Origin of the sequence: Achromobacter insuavis (assembly GCF_902859645.1) — a bacterium.
GTDB classification, from domain to species: domain Bacteria; phylum Pseudomonadota; class Gammaproteobacteria; order Burkholderiales; family Burkholderiaceae_B; genus Achromobacter; species Achromobacter insuavis.
This window is the reverse complement of the sequence record NZ_CADIJR010000021.1, coordinates 47338-70217: the sequence shown is the minus strand read 5'-3', so window position 1 is coordinate 70217 and position 22880 is coordinate 47338. Positions and strand designations below refer to the sequence as shown.

24 protein-coding genes and 1 tRNA gene are annotated in these 22880 nt (G+C 68.3%); 12 read left to right on the top strand and 13 right to left on the bottom strand.

The genetic code is table 11. The annotated features are described in order from the left end of the window. Nucleotides 1-26: 26 nt before the first annotated feature. Nucleotides 27-704: a tellurite resistance TerB family protein gene (locus H0523_RS13465; RefSeq protein WP_054432734.1), complete on the bottom strand. Its 678-nt coding sequence runs from the start codon at nucleotides 702-704 to the stop codon at nucleotides 27-29. A 180-nt stretch (nucleotides 705-884) separates the two neighbouring features. Here H0523_RS13465 and H0523_RS13460 point away from each other — a divergent pair, with 180 nt between their 5' ends. Then, complete coding sequence (locus H0523_RS13460; RefSeq protein WP_054432733.1) at nucleotides 885-1283, top strand: OsmC family protein; 399 nt, start codon at nucleotides 885-887, stop codon at nucleotides 1281-1283. A 76-nt stretch (nucleotides 1284-1359) separates the two neighbouring features. Here the strand turns inward: H0523_RS13460 and fabI are convergent, their stop codons facing one another. The 3 genes from fabI to gloB all read right to left on the bottom strand — a co-directional run bounded on the left by fabI (nucleotide 1360) and on the right by gloB (nucleotide 4515). Beyond that, entirely contained in the window at nucleotides 1360-2145 is a 786-nt protein-coding gene (gene fabI / locus H0523_RS13455) for an enoyl-ACP reductase FabI (RefSeq protein ID WP_006392868.1), read from the bottom strand. A gap of 122 nt (nucleotides 2146-2267) precedes the next feature. Continuing rightward, complete coding sequence (locus tag H0523_RS13450) at nucleotides 2268-3686, bottom strand: transglycosylase SLT domain-containing protein (RefSeq protein ID WP_054432732.1); 1419 nt, start codon at nucleotides 3684-3686, stop codon at nucleotides 2268-2270. A 7-nt stretch (nucleotides 3687-3693) separates the two neighbouring features. Then, nucleotides 3694-4515: a hydroxyacylglutathione hydrolase gene (gloB, locus tag H0523_RS13445; RefSeq protein WP_054432731.1), complete on the bottom strand. Its 822-nt coding sequence runs from the start codon at nucleotides 4513-4515 to the stop codon at nucleotides 3694-3696. A gap of 21 nt (nucleotides 4516-4536) precedes the next feature. Here gloB and H0523_RS13440 point away from each other — a divergent pair, with 21 nt between their 5' ends. The 7 genes from H0523_RS13440 to H0523_RS13410 all read left to right on the top strand — a co-directional run bounded on the left by H0523_RS13440 (nucleotide 4537) and on the right by H0523_RS13410 (nucleotide 11644). Beyond that, on the top strand, nucleotides 4537-5316 hold the full coding sequence (locus tag H0523_RS13440; RefSeq protein ID WP_054432730.1) for a class I SAM-dependent methyltransferase: 780 nt from the start codon (nucleotides 4537-4539) through the stop codon (nucleotides 5314-5316). A 49-nt stretch (nucleotides 5317-5365) separates the two neighbouring features. Continuing rightward, a complete protein-coding gene (gene rnhA, locus H0523_RS13435) occupies nucleotides 5366-5827 on the top strand; it encodes a ribonuclease HI (RefSeq protein ID WP_054432729.1) in 462 nt (153 codons plus the stop codon). A 251-nt stretch (nucleotides 5828-6078) separates the two neighbouring features. Then, a complete protein-coding gene (locus H0523_RS13430) occupies nucleotides 6079-7170 on the top strand; it encodes an efflux RND transporter periplasmic adaptor subunit (protein ID WP_054460560.1) in 1092 nt (363 codons plus the stop codon). A 30-nt stretch (nucleotides 7171-7200) separates the two neighbouring features. Continuing rightward, on the top strand, nucleotides 7201-10317 hold the full coding sequence (locus H0523_RS13425) for an efflux RND transporter permease subunit (RefSeq protein WP_054432727.1): 3117 nt from the start codon (nucleotides 7201-7203) through the stop codon (nucleotides 10315-10317). A gap of 4 nt (nucleotides 10318-10321) precedes the next feature. After that, nucleotides 10322-11044 carry a DNA polymerase III subunit epsilon gene (dnaQ, locus tag H0523_RS13420; RefSeq protein WP_054432726.1) on the top strand — a complete coding sequence of 241 codons (723 nt, stop codon included), beginning with the start codon at nucleotides 10322-10324 and terminating at the stop codon, nucleotides 11042-11044. A gap of 60 nt (nucleotides 11045-11104) precedes the next feature. Further along, a tRNA-Val gene (locus H0523_RS13415) sits at nucleotides 11105-11179 on the top strand. A 297-nt stretch (nucleotides 11180-11476) separates the two neighbouring features. Beyond that, entirely contained in the window at nucleotides 11477-11644 is a 168-nt protein-coding gene (locus tag H0523_RS13410; RefSeq protein WP_006392877.1) for a hypothetical protein, read from the top strand. Nucleotides 11645-11674: 30 nt separating this feature from the next. Here H0523_RS13410 and H0523_RS13405 read toward each other — a convergent pair whose 3' ends face one another. The 5 genes from H0523_RS13405 to H0523_RS13385 form a co-directional block, all read right to left on the bottom strand. After that, nucleotides 11675-12142: a YaiI/YqxD family protein gene (locus H0523_RS13405; RefSeq protein WP_054432725.1), complete on the bottom strand. Its 468-nt coding sequence runs from the start codon at nucleotides 12140-12142 to the stop codon at nucleotides 11675-11677. Then, on the bottom strand, nucleotides 12142-12405 hold the full coding sequence (locus H0523_RS13400) for a ribbon-helix-helix protein, CopG family (protein ID WP_006392879.1): 264 nt from the start codon (nucleotides 12403-12405) through the stop codon (nucleotides 12142-12144). The genes H0523_RS13405 and H0523_RS13400 overlap by 1 nt, the downstream gene beginning before the upstream one ends. Nucleotides 12406-12447: 42 nt before the next feature. Further along, nucleotides 12448-13944 (bottom strand): TAXI family TRAP transporter solute-binding subunit, encoded by a 1497-nt coding sequence (locus tag H0523_RS13395; RefSeq protein WP_156350354.1) that lies wholly within the window; start codon nucleotides 13942-13944, stop codon nucleotides 12448-12450. Nucleotides 13945-13946: 2 nt separating this feature from the next. Beyond that, the gene (gene gltS / locus H0523_RS13390) at nucleotides 13947-15155 is read right to left on the bottom strand and encodes a sodium/glutamate symporter (RefSeq protein WP_054432723.1); all 1209 of its coding nucleotides are present in this window, start codon (nucleotides 15153-15155) and stop codon (nucleotides 13947-13949) included. Nucleotides 15156-15218: 63 nt separating this feature from the next. Next, nucleotides 15219-15719 carry a GNAT family N-acetyltransferase gene (locus tag H0523_RS13385; RefSeq protein ID WP_054432722.1) on the bottom strand — a complete coding sequence of 167 codons (501 nt, stop codon included), beginning with the start codon at nucleotides 15717-15719 and terminating at the stop codon, nucleotides 15219-15221. 315 nt (nucleotides 15720-16034) lie between these two features. Between H0523_RS13385 and H0523_RS13380 the strand changes: the two genes are divergently transcribed. Both H0523_RS13380 and H0523_RS13375 read left to right on the top strand, forming a co-directional pair. Further along, on the top strand, nucleotides 16035-17027 hold the full coding sequence (locus H0523_RS13380; protein WP_231689813.1) for a glycosyltransferase family 2 protein: 993 nt from the start codon (nucleotides 16035-16037) through the stop codon (nucleotides 17025-17027). Beyond that, a complete protein-coding gene (locus H0523_RS13375; RefSeq protein WP_054432720.1) occupies nucleotides 17027-18616 on the top strand; it encodes a glycosyltransferase family 39 protein in 1590 nt (529 codons plus the stop codon). Before H0523_RS13380 ends, H0523_RS13375 begins: the two co-directional genes overlap by 1 nt. Here the strand turns inward: H0523_RS13375 and H0523_RS13370 are convergent. Continuing rightward, on the bottom strand, nucleotides 18573-18968 hold the full coding sequence (locus H0523_RS13370) for a GtrA family protein (RefSeq protein ID WP_082404656.1): 396 nt from the start codon (nucleotides 18966-18968) through the stop codon (nucleotides 18573-18575). The genes H0523_RS13375 and H0523_RS13370 overlap by 44 nt on opposite strands. 36 nt (nucleotides 18969-19004) lie before the next feature. Between H0523_RS13370 and H0523_RS13365 the strand changes: the two genes are divergently transcribed. Next, nucleotides 19005-19823 carry a ChbG/HpnK family deacetylase gene (locus H0523_RS13365; RefSeq protein ID WP_054432719.1) on the top strand — a complete coding sequence of 273 codons (819 nt, stop codon included), beginning with the start codon at nucleotides 19005-19007 and terminating at the stop codon, nucleotides 19821-19823. Nucleotides 19824-19829: 6 nt separating this feature from the next. On the opposite strand, the gene H0523_RS13360 is transcribed toward H0523_RS13365, so the two are convergent. Continuing rightward, nucleotides 19830-20693 carry a LysR family transcriptional regulator gene (locus H0523_RS13360; RefSeq protein WP_054432718.1) on the bottom strand — a complete coding sequence of 288 codons (864 nt, stop codon included), beginning with the start codon at nucleotides 20691-20693 and terminating at the stop codon, nucleotides 19830-19832. A gap of 105 nt (nucleotides 20694-20798) precedes the next feature. Between H0523_RS13360 and H0523_RS13355 the strand changes: the two genes are divergently transcribed. Beyond that, nucleotides 20799-21290 (top strand): multidrug/biocide efflux PACE transporter, encoded by a 492-nt coding sequence (locus H0523_RS13355; RefSeq protein ID WP_054432717.1) that lies wholly within the window; start codon nucleotides 20799-20801, stop codon nucleotides 21288-21290. Here H0523_RS13355 and H0523_RS13350 read toward each other — a convergent pair. Both H0523_RS13350 and H0523_RS13345 read right to left on the bottom strand, forming a co-directional pair. Then, complete coding sequence (locus tag H0523_RS13350) at nucleotides 21265-21915, bottom strand: GntR family transcriptional regulator (protein ID WP_054432716.1); 651 nt, start codon at nucleotides 21913-21915, stop codon at nucleotides 21265-21267. The genes H0523_RS13355 and H0523_RS13350 overlap by 26 nt on opposite strands. Then, nucleotides 21915-22880, bottom strand: a complete 966-nt coding sequence (locus H0523_RS13345; RefSeq protein WP_054432715.1) for a branched-chain amino acid ABC transporter permease — start codon at nucleotides 22878-22880, stop codon at nucleotides 21915-21917. Before H0523_RS13345 ends, H0523_RS13350 begins: the two co-directional genes overlap by 1 nt.

The following is a 22880-nucleotide window of genomic DNA, read 5'->3' as shown; positions in this document are numbered from 1 at the left end:
GCGGCCGGGAAGACGGCGCGCTAAGCTCAGGCCGCCGCGCGGGCGTGTTGCTCCAGCTGTTCCTTCAATCCCGGCTGCAGCTTGAGCTGGCGCGCCAGCTCGTCCAGGTAGGCGCGCTCCATGTAGCTTTCCTCGTCCACCACCAGCAGGCTGGCCAGGTACATCTCGGCCGCCATCTCCGGCGTCCTGGCCGATTGCGCGATCTGGGCGGGATCGAGGGGGCGCGACAGCTCGGTTTCCAGCCAGCGGCGGTCCTGCGCGTCGCTGGACAGCTTGGCCAGCTCGGTTTCCAGCAGGGTGCGCTCCTCCGGGCCGATATGGCCGTCGGCCTTGGCCGCGCCGATCATAGCCGTGAGCACCGCGGTGCTGTGCTGTTCGGCCTCGGGGGCCGGCAGCCGGTCCAGCGTCTGCGGCGGGGCGGCCGGCGCGCCGGCCTGGTTGCGCTGCCAGTCGCCATAGGCGCGGTAGGCCAGGGCGCCGAGCGCCGCCATGCCGCCGTACATGGCGACCTTGCCGCCGATCTTGCGGGCCTTCTTGCTGCCCAGCAGCAGGCCGAGCGCGCCCGCGCCGAGGGCGCCGCCGCCCAGGCCGGTCAGGAACGAGCCGCCCTTGCCGCCGGTGGCGTTCTGCACCTTGGAGCCGGCGTCGGCCAGCAGGCCCTGGCCGGATTGCAGCAGTTGGTCGAGAAGTTGTCTGGCGCTCATGCGGGTTTCCTGGTGAATGCAATCGATCTTGCGGACAGGACTATCCGACCGCCGTCCCGCCCGGAAGTTCAGCTTACAGTCAGAAACGGATGTTGCGCCAGGGCGGGGCGCGGGCGCCGGATGCTACAACCGGGGATGGGGCGGCCATGCGCGCCGCCCGCAACGCGAGGAATTCCGCCCATGACTATCCACGTGCGCCAGAACGCGCCCAATACCCTGCAATTCACCGCCACGGCCGAAGGCCACGACCTGCCGCTGGACATGCCGCAGCCGCAAGGCGCCGGCCCGGATCCGCACGACTACTTCGACACGGCGCTGGGCGGCTGCAAGGCCATGACGCTGATGGTCTACGCGCAGCGCAAGGGGCTGCCGCTGGAATCGGTGGGGGTGGACGTGGTGCGCGATGCCGGCGAGGAACGCAAGGGCATCTATCGCCTGACCGCCAAGCTGACGCTGCATGGCGAACTGTCGGACGCGCAGATCGACGAATTGCTGGCCGTGGCCGAGAAATGCCCGATCCACAAGCTGATGACGGCGGTGGACGTGCAGGTGTCCACGTTGATCGTGCGGCCGGCCTGAGAGGGCGGCCCGCCGGGCGGGTGAACCGCCCGGCGCGGGCAGGCGGCCGGGCAGGGCGCCCGGCCGGTCAGCGGAATTACTCTTCCATGCCCGGGACGATGGTCGAGAAACCGGCGTCCACGTGGGTGATTTCGCCGGTGACGCCGGCGGCCAGGTCCGACAGCATGAACGCGGCGACGTTGCCGACGTCGTCGATGGTGACGTTGCGGCGCAGCGGCGCCTGGGCCTCGACGAACTTCAGGATGGCCGAGAAGTCCTTGATGCCGCTGGCGGCCAGCGTCTTGATCGGGCCGGCCGAGATGCCGTTGGCGCGGATGCCGCGCGGGCCCAGCGCCGTGGCCAGGTAGCGCACGCTGGCTTCGAGCGAGGCCTTGGCCAGGCCCATGGTGTTGTAGTTGGGCACCACGCGTTCGGCGCCCAGGTAGGTCAGCGTCAGCACCGAGCCGTTGCGGCCTTCCATCAGCGGCAGCGCGGCCTTGGCCATGGCGGCGAAGCTGTAGGCCGAGATGTCGTGGGCGATGCGGAAGCCTTCGCGCGACAGGCCGTCCAGGAAGTTGCCGGCGATGGCTTCGCGCGGCGCGAAGCCGATCGAGTGCACCAGGCCGTCCAGGCCGTCCCAGCGCTTGGCCAGGTCGGTGAAGGTGGCTTCGATCTGGCTGTCTTCGGCGACGTCGCAGGGCAGCACGATGTCGCTGCCGAATTCGGCGGCGAATTCGGCCACGCGGTCCTTGAAGCGGTCACCGACGTAGGTGAAGGCCAGTTCGGCGCCCTGCTGGTGGCAGGCGCGCGCGATGCCGTAGGCGATGGAGCGGTTGGAAAGCACCCCGGTGACCAGGATGCGTTTGCCGGCGAGAAAGCCCATGTGTGGTTCCTTTGATTTTTTTCCTGCTGGAGACCGCCTATTTTAAGGAGTTTGGCGGCCTCGCGGACAAAACAGCGCGGCGCCCGGGTGGGCGCCGCTGCGAAAGACGGATCGGCGGGGAATCAGCCGCGGGCGTTGGTGCCCGGCACGCGCAGCTGGGCGCCGACCTTGAGCGCGCTGCCCTTGAGGTTGTTGAGGGCGCGCAGCGCGTCGACCGAGGTGCCGTACTGCTTGGCCAGCGAGAACAGCGTGTCGCCCTGGCGCACCTTGTGGGTGCGCACGTTGGGACGGGCGGCGGCGCCGCGCGCGGCGGGGGCGGCTGCCTTGCCGCGCGGCGCCGGCGCCTTGCTGGTGTTGGCGGGCGCCGAATCCAGCGCGCCGACCGGCGCGGCCAGCGAGGCCAGCTGCACGCCGCCGGCGCCCGGGTCGCCCGGCACCAGCAGCGACTGGCCCGAGGCTACCTTCTGGCGCGAGCCGATGTCGTTGGTCTCGCGCAGCTTGGCCTCGGTCACGCCGAAACGCTTGGCGATCGAGGCGTACGATTCGCCGCGGCGCGAGTGGTAGACCTTCCAGGCGCTCAGGTCGCCCTTGTAGTTGGTCAGGTTGGCGTTGAAGATCTCGACGCGGTCGGCCGGCAGCAGCAGCGTGGGGGCGTGGTCGCCGCGGATCACGGGCCGGTTGAACGACGGGTTCAGGGCCTTGAATTCGTCCAGCGGCATCTCGGCCAGCTTGGCGGCGATTTCCAGGTCGATGTCGCTGTTCTTCTGCACCGTCACGAAGTACGGCGTGTTGCCGACCGGCGGCAGCGCCACCGCGTAGCGCTGCGGGTCGGCGATGATGTTCTTGATGGCCTGCAGCTTGGGCACGTAGTTGCGGGTCTCGTCCGGCATGTTCAGGGACAGGTAGTCCGTGGGCTGGCCGGCGGCCTCGTTCTTGGCCATGGCGCGCTGCACCGAGCCTTCGCCCCAGTTGTACGAGGCCAGCGCCAGGTACCAGTCGCCCTGCATCTCGAACAGCTTTTCCAGGTAGTCCAGCGCCGCGTTGGTCGAGGCGATGGGGTCGCGGCGCTCGTCGCGCCACCAGTCCTGCTTCAGGTTGAAGTGCTGGCCGGTGGCCGGCACGAACTGCCACAGGCCCGAGGCCTGGGCGCGCGACAGCGCGGTGGGGTTGTAGGCGCTTTCGACGAACGGCAGCAGGGCCAGCTCGGTCGGCAGGCCGCGGCGGTTGATCTCGTCGACGATGAAATACAGGTACTTGCCGGCGCGCTCGGCCATGCGCTGCACCGCCTCGGGGTGGGACGCGTAATAGTCGGTCCACTGCTGCGAGAGGTCGGTGTTCAGGTTGGGGATGGCGAAGCCGCGGCGGATGCGGTCCCAGGCGTCGACCGGCGGATTGGTCAGGTCGACCGTGCGGGACGTGTCGCGGGCGATGTAGCGCCCTTGGGAGTTGGTGGTGAGGTTTTTGCTGTCGTGGGATTTGGTTCCTGCGCAACCGGCGAGGACTGCCAGCAGAAGCGGCAGAAGGAGTCGGGATAGATTCATCGGGCGGTCACTTGAAATCGTTCTTCCATTCACGAAGGGAGGCAAAAACCTCTACCGGCGTCGGGTGGTCGTGGCCGGCCCAGCTGTCTGCGGCGCGGACGACGTCAGCTTGCTGCGTACGCAAAAACGGGTTGGTCGCGCGTTCCTGACCGATGGTCGACGGAAGCGTGGGGAGACCTTCTGCGCGTAATTGCCGGGCCCGCTGATACCACTGTTGCAGGGTGCGGTTGGCGGGTTCGACCGCCATGGCCCAGCGCAAGTTCGCTAGAGTGTACTCGTGTGCGCAAAAAACCTGTGTATCTGGCGGTAAAACAGAAAATTTTTCCAAGGAATCAGACATTTGCGCGGGAGTGCCCTCGAAAAGCCGGCCACAGCCCCCGGCAAACAGGGTGTCTCCACAGAACAGCACAGGCTGTTTTCCCGCCGCCCGGCCGGTGTACGCGATGTGGCCCGCGGTATGTCCCGGCACGTCCAGCACCGTCAGGTCCAGGTCCAGTTCCGGCAGCACCACGCGGTCGCCCTCGACCAGCGGCACGTCGCAGCGCGGCAGCTTCTCGCGCGCCGGCCCATATACCGTGATGTCGCCGATGCGGGACAATTCAAGCACGCCGCCCACATGGTCGCCGTGGTGGTGCGTGAGTAGAATGGCGCGCAGCTTCAGGCCTTCGCGGGCCAGCCATTGCAGCACCGGGCCGGCTTCGCCGGGGTCGACCACGGCGGCCTGGCCGTCGCGGACGATGGCCCAGATATAGTTGTCGGTGAAGGCGGGCAGAGGCAAGACCGCGGCATTGCGTTCGCGGCCGCCTGCGGGGGCGGTCAAGGCTTGCATGGGATTCGAAGGAATGAAAACGTGGCAGAAGAAACTCCGCCGATTGTAGAACTGGCCGAATGGTTCCAGACGCCGCCAGGGCAATACGCCCTGGCCTGGGAGCGCGCGCAGTTCGACGCGGCCGTGGCGGACGTCTTCGGATATTACGCCTGGCAGGTCGGCCTGGCCGACCTGAACCTGCTGCGCGCCAACCGCATGCCCTTCAAGGGCTACGTGGGCACCGAGACGCCGTCGCCCGAGAACATCGCCGGCTGGCAGTCGCGGGTGGTGCTGGCCCAGCCCGAGGCGCTGCCGTTCGAATCGCAGAGCGTGGACCTGCTGATCCTGCCGCACGCCTTCGAATGCGCCGACGAGCCGCACAACGTGCTGCGCGAGGTCGAGCGCGTGCTGGTGCCGGAAGGGCGGGTGGTGATCTCGGGCTTCAACCCCTGGAGCATGTGGGGCGCGCGCACCCGCATGCCCGGCATGGAGCCCTGGCTGCCGCAACCGCCCGCGTCGCAGGTATCGTTGCCGCGCCTGAAGGACTGGTTCAAGCTGCTGTCGCTGGAAGTCGAGCAAAGCCATTTCGGCTGCTATGCGCCGGCCTGCCGCAGCGAGAAATGGCTGCAGCGCTGGGGCTTCCTGGAGTCGGCCGGCGCGCGCTGGTGGAGCCTGGGCGGCGCGGTCTACCTGGTGTCGGCGGTCAAGCGCGTGGCCAGCATGCGTATCATCGGCCCGGCCTGGAAGACCAAGCCCAAGCGCGCCCGCGCGGCCTCGGTGGTGGTCAATCGCCAGGCGGACGACGGCTTCGACCGCTCCTGAGCGGCAGGCCGCATTTACATTGAAAGCACAAGGACATACAAGCAGCACCATGCAGGACGACAACGCGAACGACCAGAAAGTGGAAATGTGGACCGACGGCGCCTGCAAGGGCAACCCCGGTCCGGGCGGTTGGGGCGTGTTGATGCGCGCCGGCGCGCACGAAAAGACCATGCACGGCGGCGAGGCCCAGACCACCAACAACCGCATGGAACTGCTGGCCGTGATCGAGGGCCTGCGGGCGCTCAAGCGCCCGTGCGTCGTCACCATCCACACCGACTCCCAGTACGTCATGAAGGGCATGACCGAATGGCTGGCCAACTGGAAGCGGCGCGGCTGGATCACGGCCGACAAGAAGCCGGTCAAGAATGCCGAGCTGTGGCAGGCGCTGGATGACCAGGTGCGCCGCCACACCGTCTCGTGGCGCTGGGTCCGCGGCCATGCCGGCGATCCCGGCAACGAGCGCGCCGACCAGCTCGCCAACCAGGGCGTCGAGTCGGTCCGGCGCGGCTGACCGGCTCGCCGGGCGACATCCGACACCGCCCGGCATCGGCGAAAGCATGCGTGTTTTCACCGATGCCGACGCGCCGCTGCGGCCGCCCGCATCGGGAAATACCCTGGGTCGGCCGGTTTAGTGCTTTCAGCGCGCTTCAGGATTGTTCCAGGTTGTAAATCCGGTGCTAAAGTGCCAACCCTTGATCCTGTTCCTGCGGCGCCGTCCCAGCGGGGGATGCCTGGCACGCGCCGCGATACCGCCACACTCGCATGAAAAAAGCTGCATTGCTGGCCGCCATCGCGGCAGGAGTGGCCGCGGGGGCCGCTCTGGGCGTATTCGTGCCGCGCTGGCTCGCGCCGGCCGCCACGCCGGCGGCCACTGCCGCCGCCGCGCCCGCCAAACCTGTTGCCAAACCGGCCCCGGTGCGGGTCGAGGTCGCCGCCGTCACCGAGATTCCGTTCGCGCGCGGCCTGTCGGCTGTGGGCAGCCTGCGCTCGGATGAGGCCGTGATGCTGCGGCCCGAAGTGGCCGGCCGCATCCAGTCGATCGAATTCAAGGAGGGCCAGCCGGTCAAGCGCGGCCAGGCGCTGATCCGCCTGGACGATTCCGTGCCGCGCGCCGAACTGGCGCAGGCGCGCGCCAACCTGGCGCTGGCGCAGAGCCACTATCGCCGCGCCGTGGCGCTGCAGGCCAAGGGCTTCGTCAGCCAGCAGGCGCGCGACGAATCGGCCAGCACGCTCAAGGTGCAGGAAGCCGCGGTGGCGCTGGCGCAGGCGCGCCTGGACAAGATGACCATCAGCGCGCCGTTCGCGGGCTTCGCCGGCCTGCGCAGCGTGTCGGTGGGCGATTACGTCAACCAGGGCCAGGACCTGGCGCCGCTGGAGGCCATCGACCCGCTCAAGGTGGATTTCCGCGTGCCCGAGATGTATCTCAGCAAGGTCGGCGTGGGCCAGCAGCTGACGCTGCGCCTGGACGCCTTGCCCGGCCAGGAACGCCCGGGCCTGGTGTACGCCGTCAGCCCGCTGGTCGATGCGGGCGGACGCTCCATCCTGCTGCGCGCCACCGTGGCCAACGCCGATTCGCTGCTGCGCCCCGGCATGTTCGCCCGCGTGCAACTGCTGTTCAACCAGGACAAGGCGCTGGTCGCGCCCGAGGCCGCGCTGTCGCCATCCGGCGAGACGCAGTACGTGTACCGCGTCAAGGACGGCGTGGCCGAGCGCCGCGAAGTCACCATCGGCGAGCGCCGCGAGGGCAAGGTCGAGATCCTGACGGGCGTGGCGGCCGGCGACCAGCTGGTGGTGTCGGGCCTGCAGCGCGTCACCGACGGCGGCCCGGTGCAGGTCGTCAAAAACGGCGCCTGACGCCATCTTTCCAGCGGACGGCGGCCTCTCATGCGTATCTCGGAAACCTGTATCAAGCGGCCGGTGTTCGCGTCGGTGCTGTCGCTGGTCATCGTACTGATCGGCCTGATCTCGTATTCGCGCCTGACCGTGCGCGAGTATCCCAAGATCGACGAACCCATCGTCTCGGTCGACACCACCTACAAGGGCGCCTCGCCCGAGGTGATCGAGTCGCAGGTGACCAAGCCGCTGGAAGACCAGCTGGCCGGCATCGAGGGCGTGGACGTGATGACCTCGCGCAGCCGCTCCGAGCGCAGCCTGATCAACATCAAGTTCAACCTGTCGCGCAATCCGGACGCGGCGGCGGCCGAGGTGCGCGACAAGGTCTCGCGCGCGCGCCGCTTCCTGCCCGACGAAATCGACGAACCCATCATCGGCAAGGTCGAGGCCGATTCGCAGCCCATCATCTACATCGCGGTCGAGTCCGGCTCGTACTCGGCGATCCAGACCTCCGACTACATCAACCGCTATATCAAGACCCGCCTGTCGGTGCTGCCCGGCGCGGCCGAGGTGCGCGTGTTCGGCGAACGCCTGCCGTCCATGCGCATCTACGTGGACCGCGACAAGCTGGCCGCCTACGGCCTGACGGTGCAGGACGTGGAGTCGGCGCTGCGCAGCCAGAACGTGGAGATCCCGGCTGGCCGCATCGAATCGCGGGCGCGCGAGTTCTCGGTGGTGTCGTCCACCGACCTGCAGACGCCGGCGCAGTTCGAGAACGTCATCGTCGCCAACGTCAAGGGCTATCCGGTGCGGCTGCGCGATGTCTCCAAGGTCGAGATCGGCGCCGCCAACGACCGCATCCTGTCGCGCTTCAACGGCAAGCCGGCCATCAACATCGGCGTGACGCGCCAGTCCACCGCCAACCCGCTGGAACTGTCCAAGGCCGCGCGCGAGGAAGTGGCGCGCCTGAACGAGAACCTGCCCGCGGGCATGAAGCTGACCATCGCCTACGACTCGTCGGTGTTCATCGAGCGCTCCATCGACTCGGTGTTCCATACCATCGGCGAAGCCATCATCCTGGTGGTGCTGGTGATCTTCTTCTTCCTGCGCAACCTGCGCGCCAGCATCATTCCCATCGTCACCATCCCGGTGTCGCTGGTGGGCGCCTGCGCGCTGATGTACTTCTTCGGCTTTTCCATCAACACGCTGACGCTGCTGGCCATGGTGCTGGCCATCGGCCTGGTGGTGGACGACGCCATCGTGGTGCTGGAGAACATCTACCGCCACATCGAGGACGGCATGCCGCGCAAGGAAGCGGCGCTGCGCGGGTCGCGCGAGATCGGCTTCGCGGTGGTGGCCATGACCATGACCCTGGTGACGGTGTACGCGCCGCTGGCGTTCGCCACCGGCCGCACCGGGCGCCTGTTCATCGAGTTCGCGCTGGCGCTGGCCGGCGCGGTGCTGGTGTCCGGCTTCGTGGCGCTGACCCTGACGCCCATGATGTGCTCGGTGCTGCTGCGCCACGAGAGCAGCCACAGCCGCTGGTACAACCTGATCGAAGGCTGGCTCAACGCCATGAGCAATGGCTATCGCCGGGCGCTGGGGGCGTCGCTGCGGCATCGCTGGCTGGTGGTGGCGATCGGCATCGCGGTCGCGGCCGGCAGCGGCGTGCTGTTCAAGGTGGTCAAGAGCGAGCTGGCCCCGGTCGAGGACCGCGGCGTGGTGTTCGGCATCGTCAGCTCGCCGGAAGGCGCGACGCTGAACTACACGCTCGACAGCATGCTCGGCATCGAACAGTTCTACGCCGCGATTCCCGAGGCCAGCGGCAGCCAGGTCACGGTGGGCTTTCCCACGGTCACCGACGGCACCGCCATCCTGCGCCTGAAGCCCTGGGAAGAGCGCGGCCGCCGCCAGCAGGCCATCACCCAGGAACTGCAGCCGCTGTTCTCGTCGCTGCCGGGCGTGCGGGCCTTTCCGACCAATCCGCCGTCGCTGGGTCAGTCGGCGCGTTCCAAGCCGGTCGAGTTCATCATCATGAGCCAGGCCTCGTACGCGGAACTGTCGCGCCTGACCGAGGTGTTCCTGACCGAGCTGCGCAAGTATCCCGGCCTGCTCAACCTGGACACCGACCTGCGCCTGAACACGCCCGAGCTGCGGGTGCGGGTGGATCGCGACAAGATGGCCGACGTCGGCACCAACGTCGACACCGTGGGCCGCACCCTCGAATCGATGCTGGGCGGGCGCCAGGTGACCCGCTACAAGGACCAGGGCGAGCAATACGACGTGATCGTGCAGGTCACGCCGCGCGACCGCGCCACGCCCACCGACATCTCGGGCATCCACGTGCGCGCGCGTGACGGCAGCATGGTGCAGCTGGACAACCTGGTGGCCGTGCACGAAGGCGTGTCGCCGCAGTCGCTGAACCACTTCAACCGCCTGCGGGCCGTCAAGATCGACGCCGCCGTGGCGCCGGGCTACGCGCTGGGCGAGGTGCTGGCCCACATGCATCAGGTGGCGCGCGAAGTGCTGCCCAACACGGTCGTGACCGACCTGGACGGCCAGTCGCGCGAATTCCGCGATTCGTCCGGCAGCATCTACCTGGTGTTCGCCATGGCGCTGGCCTTCATCTACCTGGTGCTGGCCGCCCAGTTCGAGAGCTGGCGCAACCCCTTCATCATCATGCTGTCGGTGCCGCTGTCCATGACCGGCGCGCTGCTGGCGCTGTGGCTGACCGGCGGCACGCTGTCGATCTACAGCCAGATCGGCCTGATCACGCTGGTGGGCCTGATCACCAAGCACGGCATCCTGATCGTCGAATTCACCAACCAGTTGCGCGACGAGGGCAAGGCGCTGTTCGAGGCCGTGACCGAGGCCAGCGTGCTGCGCCTGCGGCCGATCCTGATGACCACCGGCGCCATGGTGCTGGGCACCGTGCCGCTGGCGCTGTCCTCGGGCGCGGGCGCCGAATCGCGCCAGCAGATCGGCTGGGTCCTGGTGGGCGGGCTGATGCTGGGTACACTATTGACCTTGTTCGTCGTGCCGGTGGCCTATACCTTGATCGCCACCGCACGCAGGAAACCCGGCCCGGCCGGCAGCGCAGCGCATCCCCCGGCCGGCCCGGCGGATGGCCAGGCGCCGTCGGCGTCCGCGGCCCAAGCGTCGGAATAGCTTTATGCGCCAGATCATCTTTGACACTGAAACCACCGGGCTGGATCCCGCCCAGGGACACCGCATCGTCGAAATCGGCTGCGTCGAACTGGTCAACCGGATGTCCACCGGCCGCAACCTGCACATCTACCTGAACCCGGACCGCGACAGCGACCCCGAGGCGCTGGCGGTGCACGGCCTGACCACCGAATTCCTGTCCGACAAGCCGCGCTTCGGCGAGGTGGTCGACGAATTCGTCAAGTTCGTCCAGGGCGCCGAGCTGATCGCGCACAACGCCGCGTTCGACGTGAAGTTCTTCAACGCCGAGCTGGCCAAGACCGGCCGCGGCCCGATCACCGAGTACTGCGAGACGATCACCGACTCGCTGCTGCATGCGCGCTCGCTGTTTCCCGGCAAGCGCAACTCGCTGGACGCGCTGTGCGACCGCTTCGGCATCTCGAACGCGCACCGCACGCTGCACGGCGCCTTGCTCGACTCGCAGCTGCTGGCGGAAGTCTGGCTGGCCATGACCCGCGGCCAGGACGCGCTGCTGATCGACGTCGACGACAACGACGCGGGCGCGGGCGGTGGCATGGTGCTGGCGAAGTTCGACGCCTCCGGCCTGCCGGTGGTCAAGGCCAGCGAGGCCGAGCTGGCCGAGCACGAGACCTACCTGGCGGCGCTGGACAAGTCGGTCGGCGGCGAGTGCGTCTGGCGCAAAATGGACGCGCCGGCGGCGGTCAGCTGAAGTTTTTTCGAGGCGACTTGCACACATCCAAAAAAGCGTGCTAATATTTCGCCTCTTTCGGGGTGGTTAGCTCAGTGGTAGAGCACTGCCTTCACACGGCAGGGGTCACAAGTTCGAAACTTGTACCACCCACCAAAGACCCTCGAAGAGCATCGCCAGGCTGCAAAGCGGGCAATCGCGATTCGAGACGGGGTGAAAGGTAATCCTGAACAAGGTAACCCCAGCGGCGCTGCCGGTCCTTTCAAAAGCAATGAAGCCAAACAATGAAGCCAACCCCAGCGGTTGGCTTTTTTGTTTTCTACGCTCTGGCAGGGCGTGGCGTGGAGACATTCGCGCCGCCCTTGATATGCCGCAAGCGCGGCCGCCGGGCTTGCGCGCAATCGTGCCCCGGGTTGTCTATGATGGAATCGCGTCGTTTACCGGGAGACCTCTATGCACCCCAGCACCAACACCATGTTGATCATCATCTGCACGGGCGTGGCGCTCATGCTGCTCGGGTTTGGACTGCGGGACCGCAACATCGGCATGGGCCTGATGGGCATCGGCCTCATCACGGCCATCGGCACCATCATCTACAAGGCGTACATCACTTTCTATTGACGCGGCCCGCGGGCGCCGGCCAGCGGGGGCTCAGGCCTTGGGCGCGGCCAGCAGCGCCGCGCGCGCCAGCAGCGTATCGAGCTGGTTGGCGAAGGCCTTGCGGTCGGCCTGGCTGAACGAGGGCGGTCCGCCCGTATCCACGCCGCTGGCCCGCAACTCCTCCATCATGTCCCGCACCGCCAGCCGTTCGCGGATGGTCTCCGGCGAATAGCGTTCGCCGCGCGGGTTCAGCGCCATCGCGCCTTTTTCCAGCACCTGCGCCGCCAGCGGGATGTCGCCGGTGATCACCAGGTCGCCCGCCACCGCGCGTTCGGCGATGTGGGCATCGGCCACGTCGAAGCCGCGCGGCACCTGCACCGCGCGGATCAGCGGCGACGGCGGGGTGTGCAGCGCCTGGTTCGCCACCAGGGTCAGGGGCACCTGCCAGCGCTGCGCGGCGCGGAACAGGATGTCCTTGATGACGCCGGGGCAGGCGTCGGCGTCGACCCAGATATGCATCAGCCCAGGGCCTTCTGCAGGGCCTCGGCGACGATGTCGTTGGTGCTCACGCCGCGTTCGGCGGCGGCGGCGCGCAACTGGTCGGCCTGGGCCTGCGACAGCTTCACGGGAAAGGGCACCAGGCCGGCGGCCTGGTCCAGCTTGCGCTGTTCACGGCGGTCGGGCGCCTGGGAGGCGGTGCCGAAACGGTCGGGCGTGGCGGCTTGCTTGAGTTGGCCGGCCAGTTTCAGCGCCTGGTTCTTTTGCAGATCGAATTTGTTCATGAAGATTCCTGATTGGGAGCGCCATCATAAGCGCAAGCGCGGTCAGCGCGGTTTGGCATTTTCCAGGGCGGCCAGTCCTTCCTCGGCGCCGTCGTGCAGCGGCACGCTCAGGCCGCGTCGGGCGTTGGCGACGTTGACCTGGGCGCCCTGGGGCGAACCGGCGGCCAGCAGGTCCTGCCCGGTCTGGTAGACCGCCCGCACCACCTGCAGGGCTTCGTCGCGGGTCAGGTCCGAGGTGGTCAGCAGCAGCGCCGCGGTGCCGATGGTGGCGACCGGCTCGGGCTGGTTCGGGTAGGTGCCCGCCGGTATCCCCAGCGGCATCAGCGCGTTGTCCTGCGCGGCCAGGGCCTTGATCGCGGCCGGATCGAGCGGCAGCAGCTTCAGGTGCGCCTGGGTCAGCGCGTCGCGCAAGGGCGTGGCGGGAATGCCGATGACCTGCGCGGCGGCGTCGATCGTGCCGGCGTTCAGCGCCGGCAGCGAAGCGGTGAAGGGGGTGGGCACCGCCTCGTAGTCGCGTCCGGCCTGCAGGCCATGCGCGGCCAGCACGGCTTCCAGCGTGGCGCGCACCGCCGACCCCTGTGCGCCGAGCGCGATCTTCTTGCCCTTCAGGTCGCGCACGCCGCGCAGTTTGGCGTCGTCGCGCACGACGATGTGCACCATTTCGGGATAGAGGCTGCCCAGCGCCCGCAGGCCGGCGAACGGCCCTTGCGATGCGAACGGGCCGCGGCCCTCGTACGCCAGCTTGGCGGTATCGGCCTGCGCCAGCCCGACCACGGCGTCGCCGCTGCGCAGCAGGGCGATGTTGTCGGCGCCGCCGCCGGTGATCAGCGGCGTGACGCGGATCTGGCGCGCCTGGCCCACGGCGCCCAGCGCGCGGGCGAACGTGACGTATTCCCCGCGATCGGGACCGCCCGCCAGCGGATAGCCCTGCTGCATGCGCGCCAGCCGGCCGTTGATGCGCGCCACGGAACGCTCCAGCTCCTGCTGCACTACGTGCTGCGCGGTGCTGGAAGCGCTGTAGGCGACCGAATGGGTGATCTGGTCCAGGGTGTCGAGCAGCCGCTGCGTCACGGGCGGCGGCGCGCCGGTATCCAGCGACGGCGCCTCGGCGGCCTTGAAGCCGGCCGGGGTCACCAGCGTCCAGGCGTCGCCGTCCTGGCGGTAGATGGCGCTGGCGTGCGCCACGATTTCGTCGCCGGCCTGGTTGCCGCTGGATTTGACGCCGCTGATGCTGCGCGGGCCGGCGCCCAGCAGGGTCACCAGGGCGGCGGCGCCGGGCTGGTCCCAGGCGCCCAGCGCGATGTCGCGCGTTACCGCCAGCCGCAGGTCGTAATAGACCACGCGGCGGGTTTCGCCGGCCGGCGCGCTGCTGTCGGCGGCCGACCCCATGCGCTTGAGCTGGTCGATGCGGAACAGGCCCGCGCCATAGGTCGCGGCCAGGCCGCGCTCGACGTCGGCGCGCAGCGCGTCGGCATCGGGCGCGCGGCCGCAGGCGGCCAGCAGGAGGCACAGGGCCAGCAGCAGGAATCGCTTCAGCATGATCACATCCCTCCCACGAACGGCAGGGAAATCAACGAGGTCAGCACGATCACGTTGAGGATGTCCACCAGGAACGCGCCCGTCACCGGCACCACGATGAAGGCCTGCGGCGCCGGGCCGTGGCGCCGCGTCAGCGCCTGCATGTTGGCGATGGCGGTGGCCGTGGCGCCCAGCGAGAAGCCGCAGAACGCGGCCGACATGATGGCCGCCTCGTAGTCGCTCTTGAGCAGCCGGAACACCACCCAGGCCGAATACAGCGCGCAGAACAGCGTCTGCACCGCCAGGATCAGCGCCAGCGGTCCGGCCAGCCGCGCCACGCTGCCCAGGTCCAGCGTCATCATCGTCATGGCCAGGAACAGCGACAGCGTGATGGTGCCGATGATCTCGGTGGCGCGATCGTCCAGCTTCAGGCCCAGGTGCTCGCCGCCGTTGCGGATCAGCACGCCGGTGGCCAGGCACCAGAGGAAATTGGGCAGGCTCACCGGCGCGCCTTCCACCAGCGTGGCCAGGTAGCCGCCCGCCACCAGGCAGACGAAGGCGGCGGTCATCGAGGTGATGAACGAGGCCGCGGTCGACGGCGGCTGCGTCCCGGTCAGGTCGGGCGCCTCGTGGCCCGCCGCCGATTGGCGGTCCAGGCTGCCGGCCAGCTTGTGGCGGCGCATCAGCCATTCGGCCACCGGGCCGCCGACCACGCCGCCCAGCACCAGGCCGATGGTCGCCGCAGTCATGGCCAGCGCCATCACGTCCTGGATGTTGTTGATATCGGCGAAGCGGGTGGCGTAGGCCGCGCCCGTGCCATGGCCGCCGACCAGCGTGATGGTGCCGCCCAGCAGCCCCATCAGCGGATGCATGTCCAGCAGCCAGGCCATGCCCAGCCCCACCGCGTTCTGCAGCACCAGGAACGGAATCAGCGCCAGCAGGAACGCGATCAGCCGCGGGCCGCCCTTGGCCAGCAGCTTCAGGTTCGCCGTCAGGCCGATGCAGCCGAAGAACAGCAGCAAGAGGGTCGGCTTGATGCTGGTTTCCAGGGAGACGGCGTGGCCGCCCCAGGTCGACAGCGCGTAGGCGCCGATCGCGAACAGCAGGCCGCCGACGATCGGGTCCGGGATGCTGTAGCGCGCCAGCACGCCGATGCGGGTGGTCAGGACGCGGCCGATGGCCAGCACCAGGCAGCAGGCCAGCAGGGATTGGACGGGCGAGAGTGAAATCATGAAAACCTTCGTGCCTCGCGGGGCAACGGACGAAAGGGGCGGGGGCGCGTGGCCCCCGGGAGGTCAGAGCGGAAAGGCGCGCGCCATGTAACTGGCCTGCGGGCCATAACCCTCGAGCTTGGCGGCCAGGTCGCGGCCGCCGGCGGCGACCGGCGCATAGCCGTGGCGCAGCCAGTAACCGACGGCGGACCCCAGCGACACCAGGCTGGCGCGCCGCAGGCCCGTTTGCGTGGCGTGCCCGGCCGCGGCGCGCAGCAGGGTCTGGCCCACGCCCAGTCCCTGGGCCGAGGGCGCCACGGCGCAATCGTGCAGGAACCAGTGGTCGGCGGGCTCGGGCAGCGCGATCAGGGGCGCATCCAGGGTCGGCGGCAGCCCGGCGTCCCACGGATACGAGACCAGGTAGCCCAGCAGCGCGCCGCCGGGCGCGGCGGCGGCCTGCGCCACCCAGCAGTGCGTCGGCGCCAGCGCCAGCCGGTTCAGGAAGAAATCAGCGCTTTCCAACAGGAACCCCGGGTAGGCGACGGCCTGGACGGCCAGGATGGCGTCCACGTCGGCGGTCTGCATGGGGCGGACTCGATATTGCATAACACCCTGTGAAAACAAGAACTTCGCGCATTTTACCGAGGCTGGCGGCGGGCTGCTTCACGTCTCTTCACAAATCGGGGACAGAGATTAACGTGACTTTATATCTCTGCCATCCACGCTCCCTAGAATTGCCGGAATGCGACCAGTCCTATAGGCGGGGCATTTGATGAAAATTCGACGATGTCTTGCGCATACTGCCCGCCATAACGTCCCGCATTCCCATTCCAGAGCATCATGCATATCCAATTCCGGTCCGAACCCCAGGGGCAGCAAGTCCTGACCAAAGCGTTTCCCATGGAAGCGGTCTGGGGGACGGCCGCCGCCAACGTGCCTTACGACGCCTGCGTCACCTGCGTCATTCCGTGCCTGAACGAATGCGAGAACCTGCGGGTGCTGTTGCCGCTGCTGCGCAGCCGCCTGGCGGCGCTGTGCTCGGGCTGGGAGATCATCGTCGCCGATGACGGCAGCACCGATGGCACCGAGGCGCTGATGGCCGAATGGTCCCAGTACGACGGCTTCCGTTACGTGCAGCTGTCGCGCAATTTCGGCAAGGAAGCCGCGCTCAGCGCCGGGTTGGAAAACGCCACGGGCGACGTCGTGATCTGCCTGGACGCGGACATGCAGCATCCGCCCGCGCTGATCGAGCAGATGCTGGCCCGCTGGGCGGCCGGCGCCGAGATGGTCTACGCCGTGCGCGAGACCCGCAGCGACGAGTCCTGGATCAAGCGCACCGGCGCCCGCTGGTTCTACAAGCTGCTGAGCGGCGCGCGCGGCGTCGATGTGCCGGCCCACGCCGGCGACTTCCGCCTGATGAGCCGCAATGTGGTGGACGCGCTGAACGCCTTGCCCGAGCGCACCCGCTTCATGAAGGGCCTGTACGCCTGGGTCGGTTTCAAGGGCGAGGCGCTGCCTTACACCCCTGACGAACGCATGCACGGCGACAGCCGCTTCGGCAGCATGCGCCTGGCGCGGCTGGCGCTGGACGGCCTGACCGCCTTCACCACCTGGCCCCTGCGCCTGGTCAGCCTGGTCGGCGTGCTGTTCGCCGTGCTGGCGATGGCCTACGCGGCTTACCTGGTGATCGATTTCCTCGTGTCCGGCAACCCGGTATCGGGCTGGACCACCATCGTGACGGCCGTGCTGTTCTTCGCCGGCGTCAATCTGATCTCGCTGGGCGTGGTGGGCGAATACGTCGCCCGCATCTTCGACGAGGTCAAGGGGCGCCCGCTGTTCGTCGTGCGTCGCCGCCAGGGGCAGGCCGCCCGCGCCGACAAGGTCGCGCACTGATGGCCGCCGCGATGCAACAGCCGGCGCGTTCCAACTGGATCCCGCCGGCGGGCAGGTTCCTGCTCGCGATCGGCTTCTGGCTGGCCTTCCTGGCCTGGGTGCGGCCCCTGACGCTGCCCGACGAAGGCCGCTACGCCGGCGTCGCCTGGGACATGCTGCGCAGCGGGTCGCACATGGTGCCGCTGCTGGACGGCATGCCCTATTTCCACAAGCCGCCGTTGTACTACTGGCTGACCGAGCTGTCGTTCACCGTGTTCGGCGTGCACCCGTGGGCCGCGCGCCTGCCGTCGCTGCTGGCCTCCTGGGCCGCCATCGCCGCGCTGTACGCCTTCGTGCGGCGCCATCGCGACGCCGCCACCGCGACGCTGACCGTGCTGGTGCTGGCCACCGTGCCGTTCTTCTACGGCGGTTCGCAATTCGCCAACCTGGACATGCTGGTCGCCAGCATGATCACCCTGTGCGTGCTGGCCGCGGCCGACACCGTGCTGCGCGTCGAGCGCGGCCAGGCCTATCGCTGGATGTCGCTCGCCGCCGCCGCGCTGGCCGGCCTGGCGGTCCTGGCCAAGGGCCTGATCGGCCTGGTGCTGCCGGGCGCCATCCTGTTCGTCTGGCTGGTCTGGAGCCGCCGCTGGCGTGGCCTGGGCGCGCTGGTCTGGCCGCCCGCGCTGCTGGTGTTCGCGGTGGTCGCGGTGCCGTGGTTTGCCTTGATGCAGATCCGCTATCCCGGCTTCTACGACTACTTCTTCGTCTACCAGCACTTCCAGCGCTTCGCCGCCACCGGCTTCAACAACGCCCAGCCGTTCTGGTTCTACCTGCCCGTGGTGGTCGGCCTGAGCCTGCCGTGGTCCCTGTGGGGCGGCGGCATCCTGCGCAAGGCGTTCTGGGCCGAAGGCCCGCAGCGCGACCTGCGCCGCCTGGCGCTGATCTGGTTCGTGGTGGTGGTGGGCTTCTTCTCGCTGCCCAACTCCAAACTGGTCGGGTACGTGCTGCCGGCGCTGCCGCCGCTGGCCTTCCTGCTGGCCGAAGTGATCGTGGCCGCGGGCCGCCAGAAGGCCGACGTGCTGACGCCGCGCCTGGTGCGCATCTGCGCCGCGGTCGGCGCCGGCATCTGCGTGCTGGCCATCGGCATCGCCGCCCACTCCGCCCGCGGCAGCGCGGGCCCGCTGGCCGCGCAGATCCGTTCGCTGGCGCAGCCTGCCGATACCTTCGTGTCGCTGCACACCTATCCGTTCGACCTGGCGCTGTACGCCAAGGCGCCCAATCCGATCTGGGTGGTGGACGACTGGCTCAATCCGGAAGTGCCGGTGCGCGACAACTGGCGCAAGGAACTCTACGACGCCGCCAAGTTCGAGCCCCAGGTGGGCAAGCAGGTGCTGATCGGCGCCGACGAATTCCAGGCCCGCCTGTGTGCGGCGCCCGATGGCGCGCGCTACTGGGTCTGGGGCACCAAGTCGGACGCGGGCAATTACCGCGCCCTGGCCGGGCTGGAACCGGTGGCGAACAGCGTGAAATACGTGATCTGGCAGGTGGTCTCGGACGCCGCCTTCAAGCAGCGGGCTTGTGGCGGAACGCCCACAGCCGGCTCGTGATGAAGGTGGCCACGGCGAGGCCGATCAGGATGAGCGCCAGCAGGATGTCATAGCGAATGGCCGTTACCCGCAGCAACCAGGCGTAAGCGGATTCATTGATGACGAAGCCGGCGGCTGAAATGAAGAAGAAACGACGTACTGCTATGGTCCAGGGTGTCTTCGAATGTCTGAACGTGAGCCGATAGTGTCCGCTGAAGGACACCACGAACGCCACCAGCCAGCCGATCAGGTTGGCCAGGAGCGGGGCCGCGCCCAGGCCTTCGACGCAGGCGACCGCGACGCCCCAGTGGGTGGCGGCCGCTGCGCATCCGACGAAGATGAACAGAATGACTTGCTGAAGCAGGGCGCGCATGTGGGGCGTGTCGATGAAAAAAAGCGGGGTGAGGACTTGACCAAACGCATAGTGATTTGCGGTGACGATTTTGGCATGAATGCCGACATTGATGAAGGCATGATCACGCTCGCCGGCATGGGCCGGCTGAGCGCGGTCAGCTGCCTGTCGCTGGGGCCGACCTTCCGCGCCAACGCGGCGCGGCTGGCGGCGCAGGACGCCGATCTCGGCCTGCACGTGAACTTCACCGAGCCCTTGGGCAATGGCCTCGATGCCGACCTGCCGTCGCTGTCCAAGCTGATCCTGCGCGCCTACCTGCGTCGCCTGGATGCCGCCTGGGTCGACCAGCACCTGGCGCGCCAGTTCGATGCCTTCGAGGCGGCCTTCGGCCGCGCGCCCGACTACGTCGACGGCCATCAGCACGTGCACCAGTTGCCCGTGATCCGCGAACGCCTGCTGGTCATGCTCAAGCAGCGCTACGGCGCCCGCATGCCGTGGCTGCGCCAGACCGCGCCCGGCATGCTTTGCGGCATTCCGCTGAAGGAGTCGCTCAAGGCCCGCATCATCGGCGCGCTGGGTTCGGCCGAACTGGGCCGCCGCGCCAGCCGGGAAGGCCTGCGCACCAACCGCCGGCTGCTGGGCGTCTACGGTTTCGAGGGCGGCAAGCGGCGCTACGCCGACCTGCTGCAGAACTGGCTGTTCAACGCCCGCGATTGCGATCTGCTGATGTGCCATCCGGCCAAGGACAGCCAGGGCGGCAGCCCCATGGCGCGCCAGCGCCGCGCCGAGTTCGACGTGCTGGCTTGTCCCAAGCTGGGCGACTGGATGGCGGCCAACGGCGTGCGCGTTGCGCGCCTGCCCGCCAGCGCCCGCTAAAACCTTCTAGGCCCGCGTCAGGCTCTGCAGCAGCCAGGCGCCGGCCGGCCCCAGCGGGCGGCGCGTCGACCAGACTGCGTCCACCCGGATCTGGCGCGGCCAGCCCGGCACCGCCAGCTCCACCAGTTGCCCGCGGCCGAAGCGCTGCAGCATCCAGCGCGGCAGCTCGGCCCAGCCGAATCCCAGCGTGGCCATCTCCAGCAGCATCAGGTAGCCCGGCGCCGACCAGGTCGACTGCGACGGCGCCGGGTCCTTGTCGTCCAGCTCATAGGTGCTCAGGCGCAACTCGCGCTCGGTCTTCAGGTGATCCCGGGTGACGCCGGACAGCGTCGCCAGCGGGTGGCCGCGGCCCACGCACAGCACGATCTCCGAGGCCTCGCGCAGCGTCGCGTGGGCCATGTCGGGCGGATAGCTTTCCTGCGCCGCCATCAGCCCCAGGTGGGCGCGGCCCTGCTGCACCAGCGCCACCACATCCTCGTATTCCGCGATCAGGCACTCGAAGCGCAGCGCCGGATAGCGCTGGTCGATCTGGCTGAGCATGTTCTCAAAGGTTTCGGACTGAAACGTATCCGACAGCACCACGGTCAGGCGCGGCTCCAGTCCGGCCGACAGCTGGCTGGCGCTGCGGTTCAGGCGGTCGTTGGCCGCCAGCACCTGCAAGGCCTGGCCCAGCAGCACCTGGCCGGCCTCGGTCAGGGACGGCTGGCGCTGGCTGCGGTCGAACAGCGTCACGTTCAGGTCGACCTCGAGGTTGGCGATGGTCTCGCTGACGGTGGACTGGCTCTTGCCCAGCTTGCGGGCCGCCGCCGAAAACGTGCCCTCGGCGGCCACCTGGGCGAAGGTGGCCAGGGATTCCAGGGAATGGCGCATGGTCGGGTGTTATATCGGATTTTCCGATGGATTCTATCTTTATCGTACCGGAAATATCGTCGAAAATCCCCCGGTCACTGAAACAAACGACCTCAGAGGTGGGTCATGACACAAGCCAAGAAAACCATCAAAGAGCGCTTTATCCACGCTTTCCTGTTCGAAATCCTCGCCATCGGCCTGTGCGCGCCGGTGGCCGCCTGGGCCATGGGCAAGTCGCTGTTCGAAATGGGCGTGCTGACCGCCGTGATCGCCTGGATCGCGCTGGTCTGGAACATGATCTACAACGCCGGCTTCGACCGCCTGGAGAACCGCCTTGGCATCACCCGCAACCTGCGCGTGCGCGTGATCCACGCGTTCGGCTTCGAGCTCGGGCTGATCCTGATCGTGATCCCGCTGGCCGCCTGGTGGCTGAACATCAGCCTGTGGCAGGCCTTCGTGCTGGACATCGCGCTGGTGCTGTTCTACCTGCCGTACGCCTTCTTCTACAACCTGGGCTACGACCGCGCCCGCCCGCGCGTCCTGGCCTGGCTGGCGCGCGGCGCCAAGGACGCCGCCGCCCCGGCCGCGAGCGCTACGCGTCAATCACCTTGCGCGTAAACATCTCCAGGTAGTCCATTAGCGAATCCGCGCCCTGGATGGCCGCCGCTTCGTCGCCCGTGGCGATGCCGGCGGCCATGGCCATGTGGCGGCGCGCGCCTTCGGCGATGTCGCCCTCATGCTGGTAGGCGTACCAGAAGCGCCGGCACTGGATGATCAGCGGTTCCACCGCATTCACCGCCGACACGTTGCGGCAGGCGCTGTGGCAGACATGGTCGAGCAACTGGTCGGCCTGCATGTAGTCGTCCAGGTTGCCGCCCTCGGCCGCGCGCACCATCTGCGTCGCGCATTCGACGATCTGGCCGCGCTGCGCCGGCGTGGCGCGGCGCGCGGCGCTGGCGGCGATCAGCTGCTCCAGCGCCCGGCGGGTCTGGATCAGGTCCATGTGGTCGGCCAGCTGGATCATCGAGACCCGCAGGCCGCGCCGCGGTTCCTGGCGGATCAGGCCGGCCGCCACCATGCGCAGCAAGGCTTCGCGCAGCGGGGTGCGGCCCAGGCCGGTCTTTTCGACCAGATCGGCTTCCACGACCGCGCTGCCCGGCTGCAATTGCAGGGTGGCGATCATGCTTTCGATCTGGTCGTAGGCGACGTCGGCGGCGCGCCGTTTGGGTTCTGCTCCTGCCATCAACGGTTGTTTTCCTTCGTTTTGCGCCACTGCGTGTAGGCCAGCCATTCGCCGACGAACCCGCGCCGGAAGAACGACACGCACAACACGAAAATCAACCCGATGACGATGGTGACGACATCGCCCAGGGTGGCCAGGTAGTTCTGCAGGCTGACGACCAGCGTGGCGCCCACCACGGGGCCCCACACGGTGCCGATCCCGCCCAGCAGCGTCATCAGCAGGACTTCGGTGGAGGTGGCCAGCGACACGTCGTTGAGCGCCACCAGCTGCAGCACCAGCGCCTTGAGCGAACCCGCCAGACCGGCCACCGAGGCCGACAGCACGAACGCCAGCAGCTTGCACCGATCCGTATCGTACCCCAGCGAAATCGCCCGCGGCGCGTTGTCGCGGATGGTCTTGAGCACCTGTCCGAAGGGCGAATGGATGACCCGGTAGACGAACAGGAACCCCAGCACGAACACGCCCAGCGTGAAGTAATACATATTGGTGTCGGCGCTCAGGTCGACCAGGCCCAGGAACTTGCCGCGCGGAATGCCCTGCATGCCGTCCTCGCCGCGCGTCCAGCGGACCTGCACCGCCATGAAGTAGGCCACCTGCGACAGCGCCAGCGTGATCATGGCGAAATAAATGCCGGTGCGGCGGATCGCCAGCCAGCCGATCGCATAGCCGATGGCGGCGGCCATGGCCACGCCGCACAGTATCGCCAACTCGGGCGGCAGGCCGGCCGCGCCGTACAGGATCATCATTTCGCCCGCGGCATAGCCAGCCCAGCCGAAGAAGGCGGCATGGCCGAACGACACCAGGCCGGTGAAGCCGGTCAGCAGGTTGAAGGCCAGCGCGAACAGCGCGAAGCACAGCACCTTCATCACGAACACCGGATAGACCACTTGCGGGAACCACGGGACCAGCAGCGCCGGCACCAGCAGCAGCGCCAGGATGCGGATGGAAAGAGGGAAGCGCGACAC

Coding starts and splice junctions, on each gene's coding strand:
- H0523_RS13400 (WP_006392879.1), bottom strand. CDS start 12,405: ATGAACAAATTCGATCTGCAAAAGAACCAGGCGCTGAAACTGGCCGGC.
- H0523_RS13385 (WP_054432722.1), bottom strand. CDS start 15,719: ATGCAGACCGCCGACGTGGACGCCATCCTGGCCGTCCAGGCCGTCGCC.
- H0523_RS13425 (WP_054432727.1), top strand. CDS start 7,201: ATGCGTATCTCGGAAACCTGTATCAAGCGGCCGGTGTTCGCGTCGGTG.
- gltS (WP_054432723.1), bottom strand. CDS start 15,155: ATGATTTCACTCTCGCCCGTCCAATCCCTGCTGGCCTGCTGCCTGGTG.
- H0523_RS13405 (WP_054432725.1), bottom strand. CDS start 12,142: ATGCATATCTGGGTCGACGCCGACGCCTGCCCCGGCGTCATCAAGGAC.
- H0523_RS13450 (WP_054432732.1), bottom strand. CDS start 3,686: ATGAATCTATCCCGACTCCTTCTGCCGCTTCTGCTGGCAGTCCTCGCC.
- H0523_RS13430 (WP_054460560.1), top strand. CDS start 6,079: ATGAAAAAAGCTGCATTGCTGGCCGCCATCGCGGCAGGAGTGGCCGCG.
- H0523_RS13465 (WP_054432734.1), bottom strand. CDS start 704: ATGAGCGCCAGACAACTTCTCGACCAACTGCTGCAATCCGGCCAGGGC.
- H0523_RS13395 (WP_156350354.1), bottom strand. CDS start 13,944: ATGCTGAAGCGATTCCTGCTGCTGGCCCTGTGCCTCCTGCTGGCCGCC.
- H0523_RS13360 (WP_054432718.1), bottom strand. CDS start 20,693: ATGCGCCATTCCCTGGAATCCCTGGCCACCTTCGCCCAGGTGGCCGCC.
- H0523_RS13460 (WP_054432733.1), top strand. CDS start 885: ATGACTATCCACGTGCGCCAGAACGCGCCCAATACCCTGCAATTCACC.
- H0523_RS13410 (WP_006392877.1), top strand. CDS start 11,477: ATGCACCCCAGCACCAACACCATGTTGATCATCATCTGCACGGGCGTG.
- H0523_RS13380 (WP_231689813.1), top strand. CDS start 16,035: ATGGAAGCGGTCTGGGGGACGGCCGCCGCCAACGTGCCTTACGACGCC.
- H0523_RS13355 (WP_054432717.1), top strand. CDS start 20,799: ATGACACAAGCCAAGAAAACCATCAAAGAGCGCTTTATCCACGCTTTC.
- H0523_RS13370 (WP_082404656.1), bottom strand. CDS start 18,968: ATGCGCGCCCTGCTTCAGCAAGTCATTCTGTTCATCTTCGTCGGATGC.
- H0523_RS13375 (WP_054432720.1), top strand. CDS start 17,027: ATGGCCGCCGCGATGCAACAGCCGGCGCGTTCCAACTGGATCCCGCCG.
- fabI (WP_006392868.1), bottom strand. CDS start 2,145: ATGGGCTTTCTCGCCGGCAAACGCATCCTGGTCACCGGGGTGCTTTCC.
- rnhA (WP_054432729.1), top strand. CDS start 5,366: ATGCAGGACGACAACGCGAACGACCAGAAAGTGGAAATGTGGACCGAC.
- gloB (WP_054432731.1), bottom strand. CDS start 4,515: ATGCAAGCCTTGACCGCCCCCGCAGGCGGCCGCGAACGCAATGCCGCG.
- dnaQ (WP_054432726.1), top strand. CDS start 10,322: ATGCGCCAGATCATCTTTGACACTGAAACCACCGGGCTGGATCCCGCC.
- H0523_RS13350 (WP_054432716.1), bottom strand. CDS start 21,915: ATGGCAGGAGCAGAACCCAAACGGCGCGCCGCCGACGTCGCCTACGAC.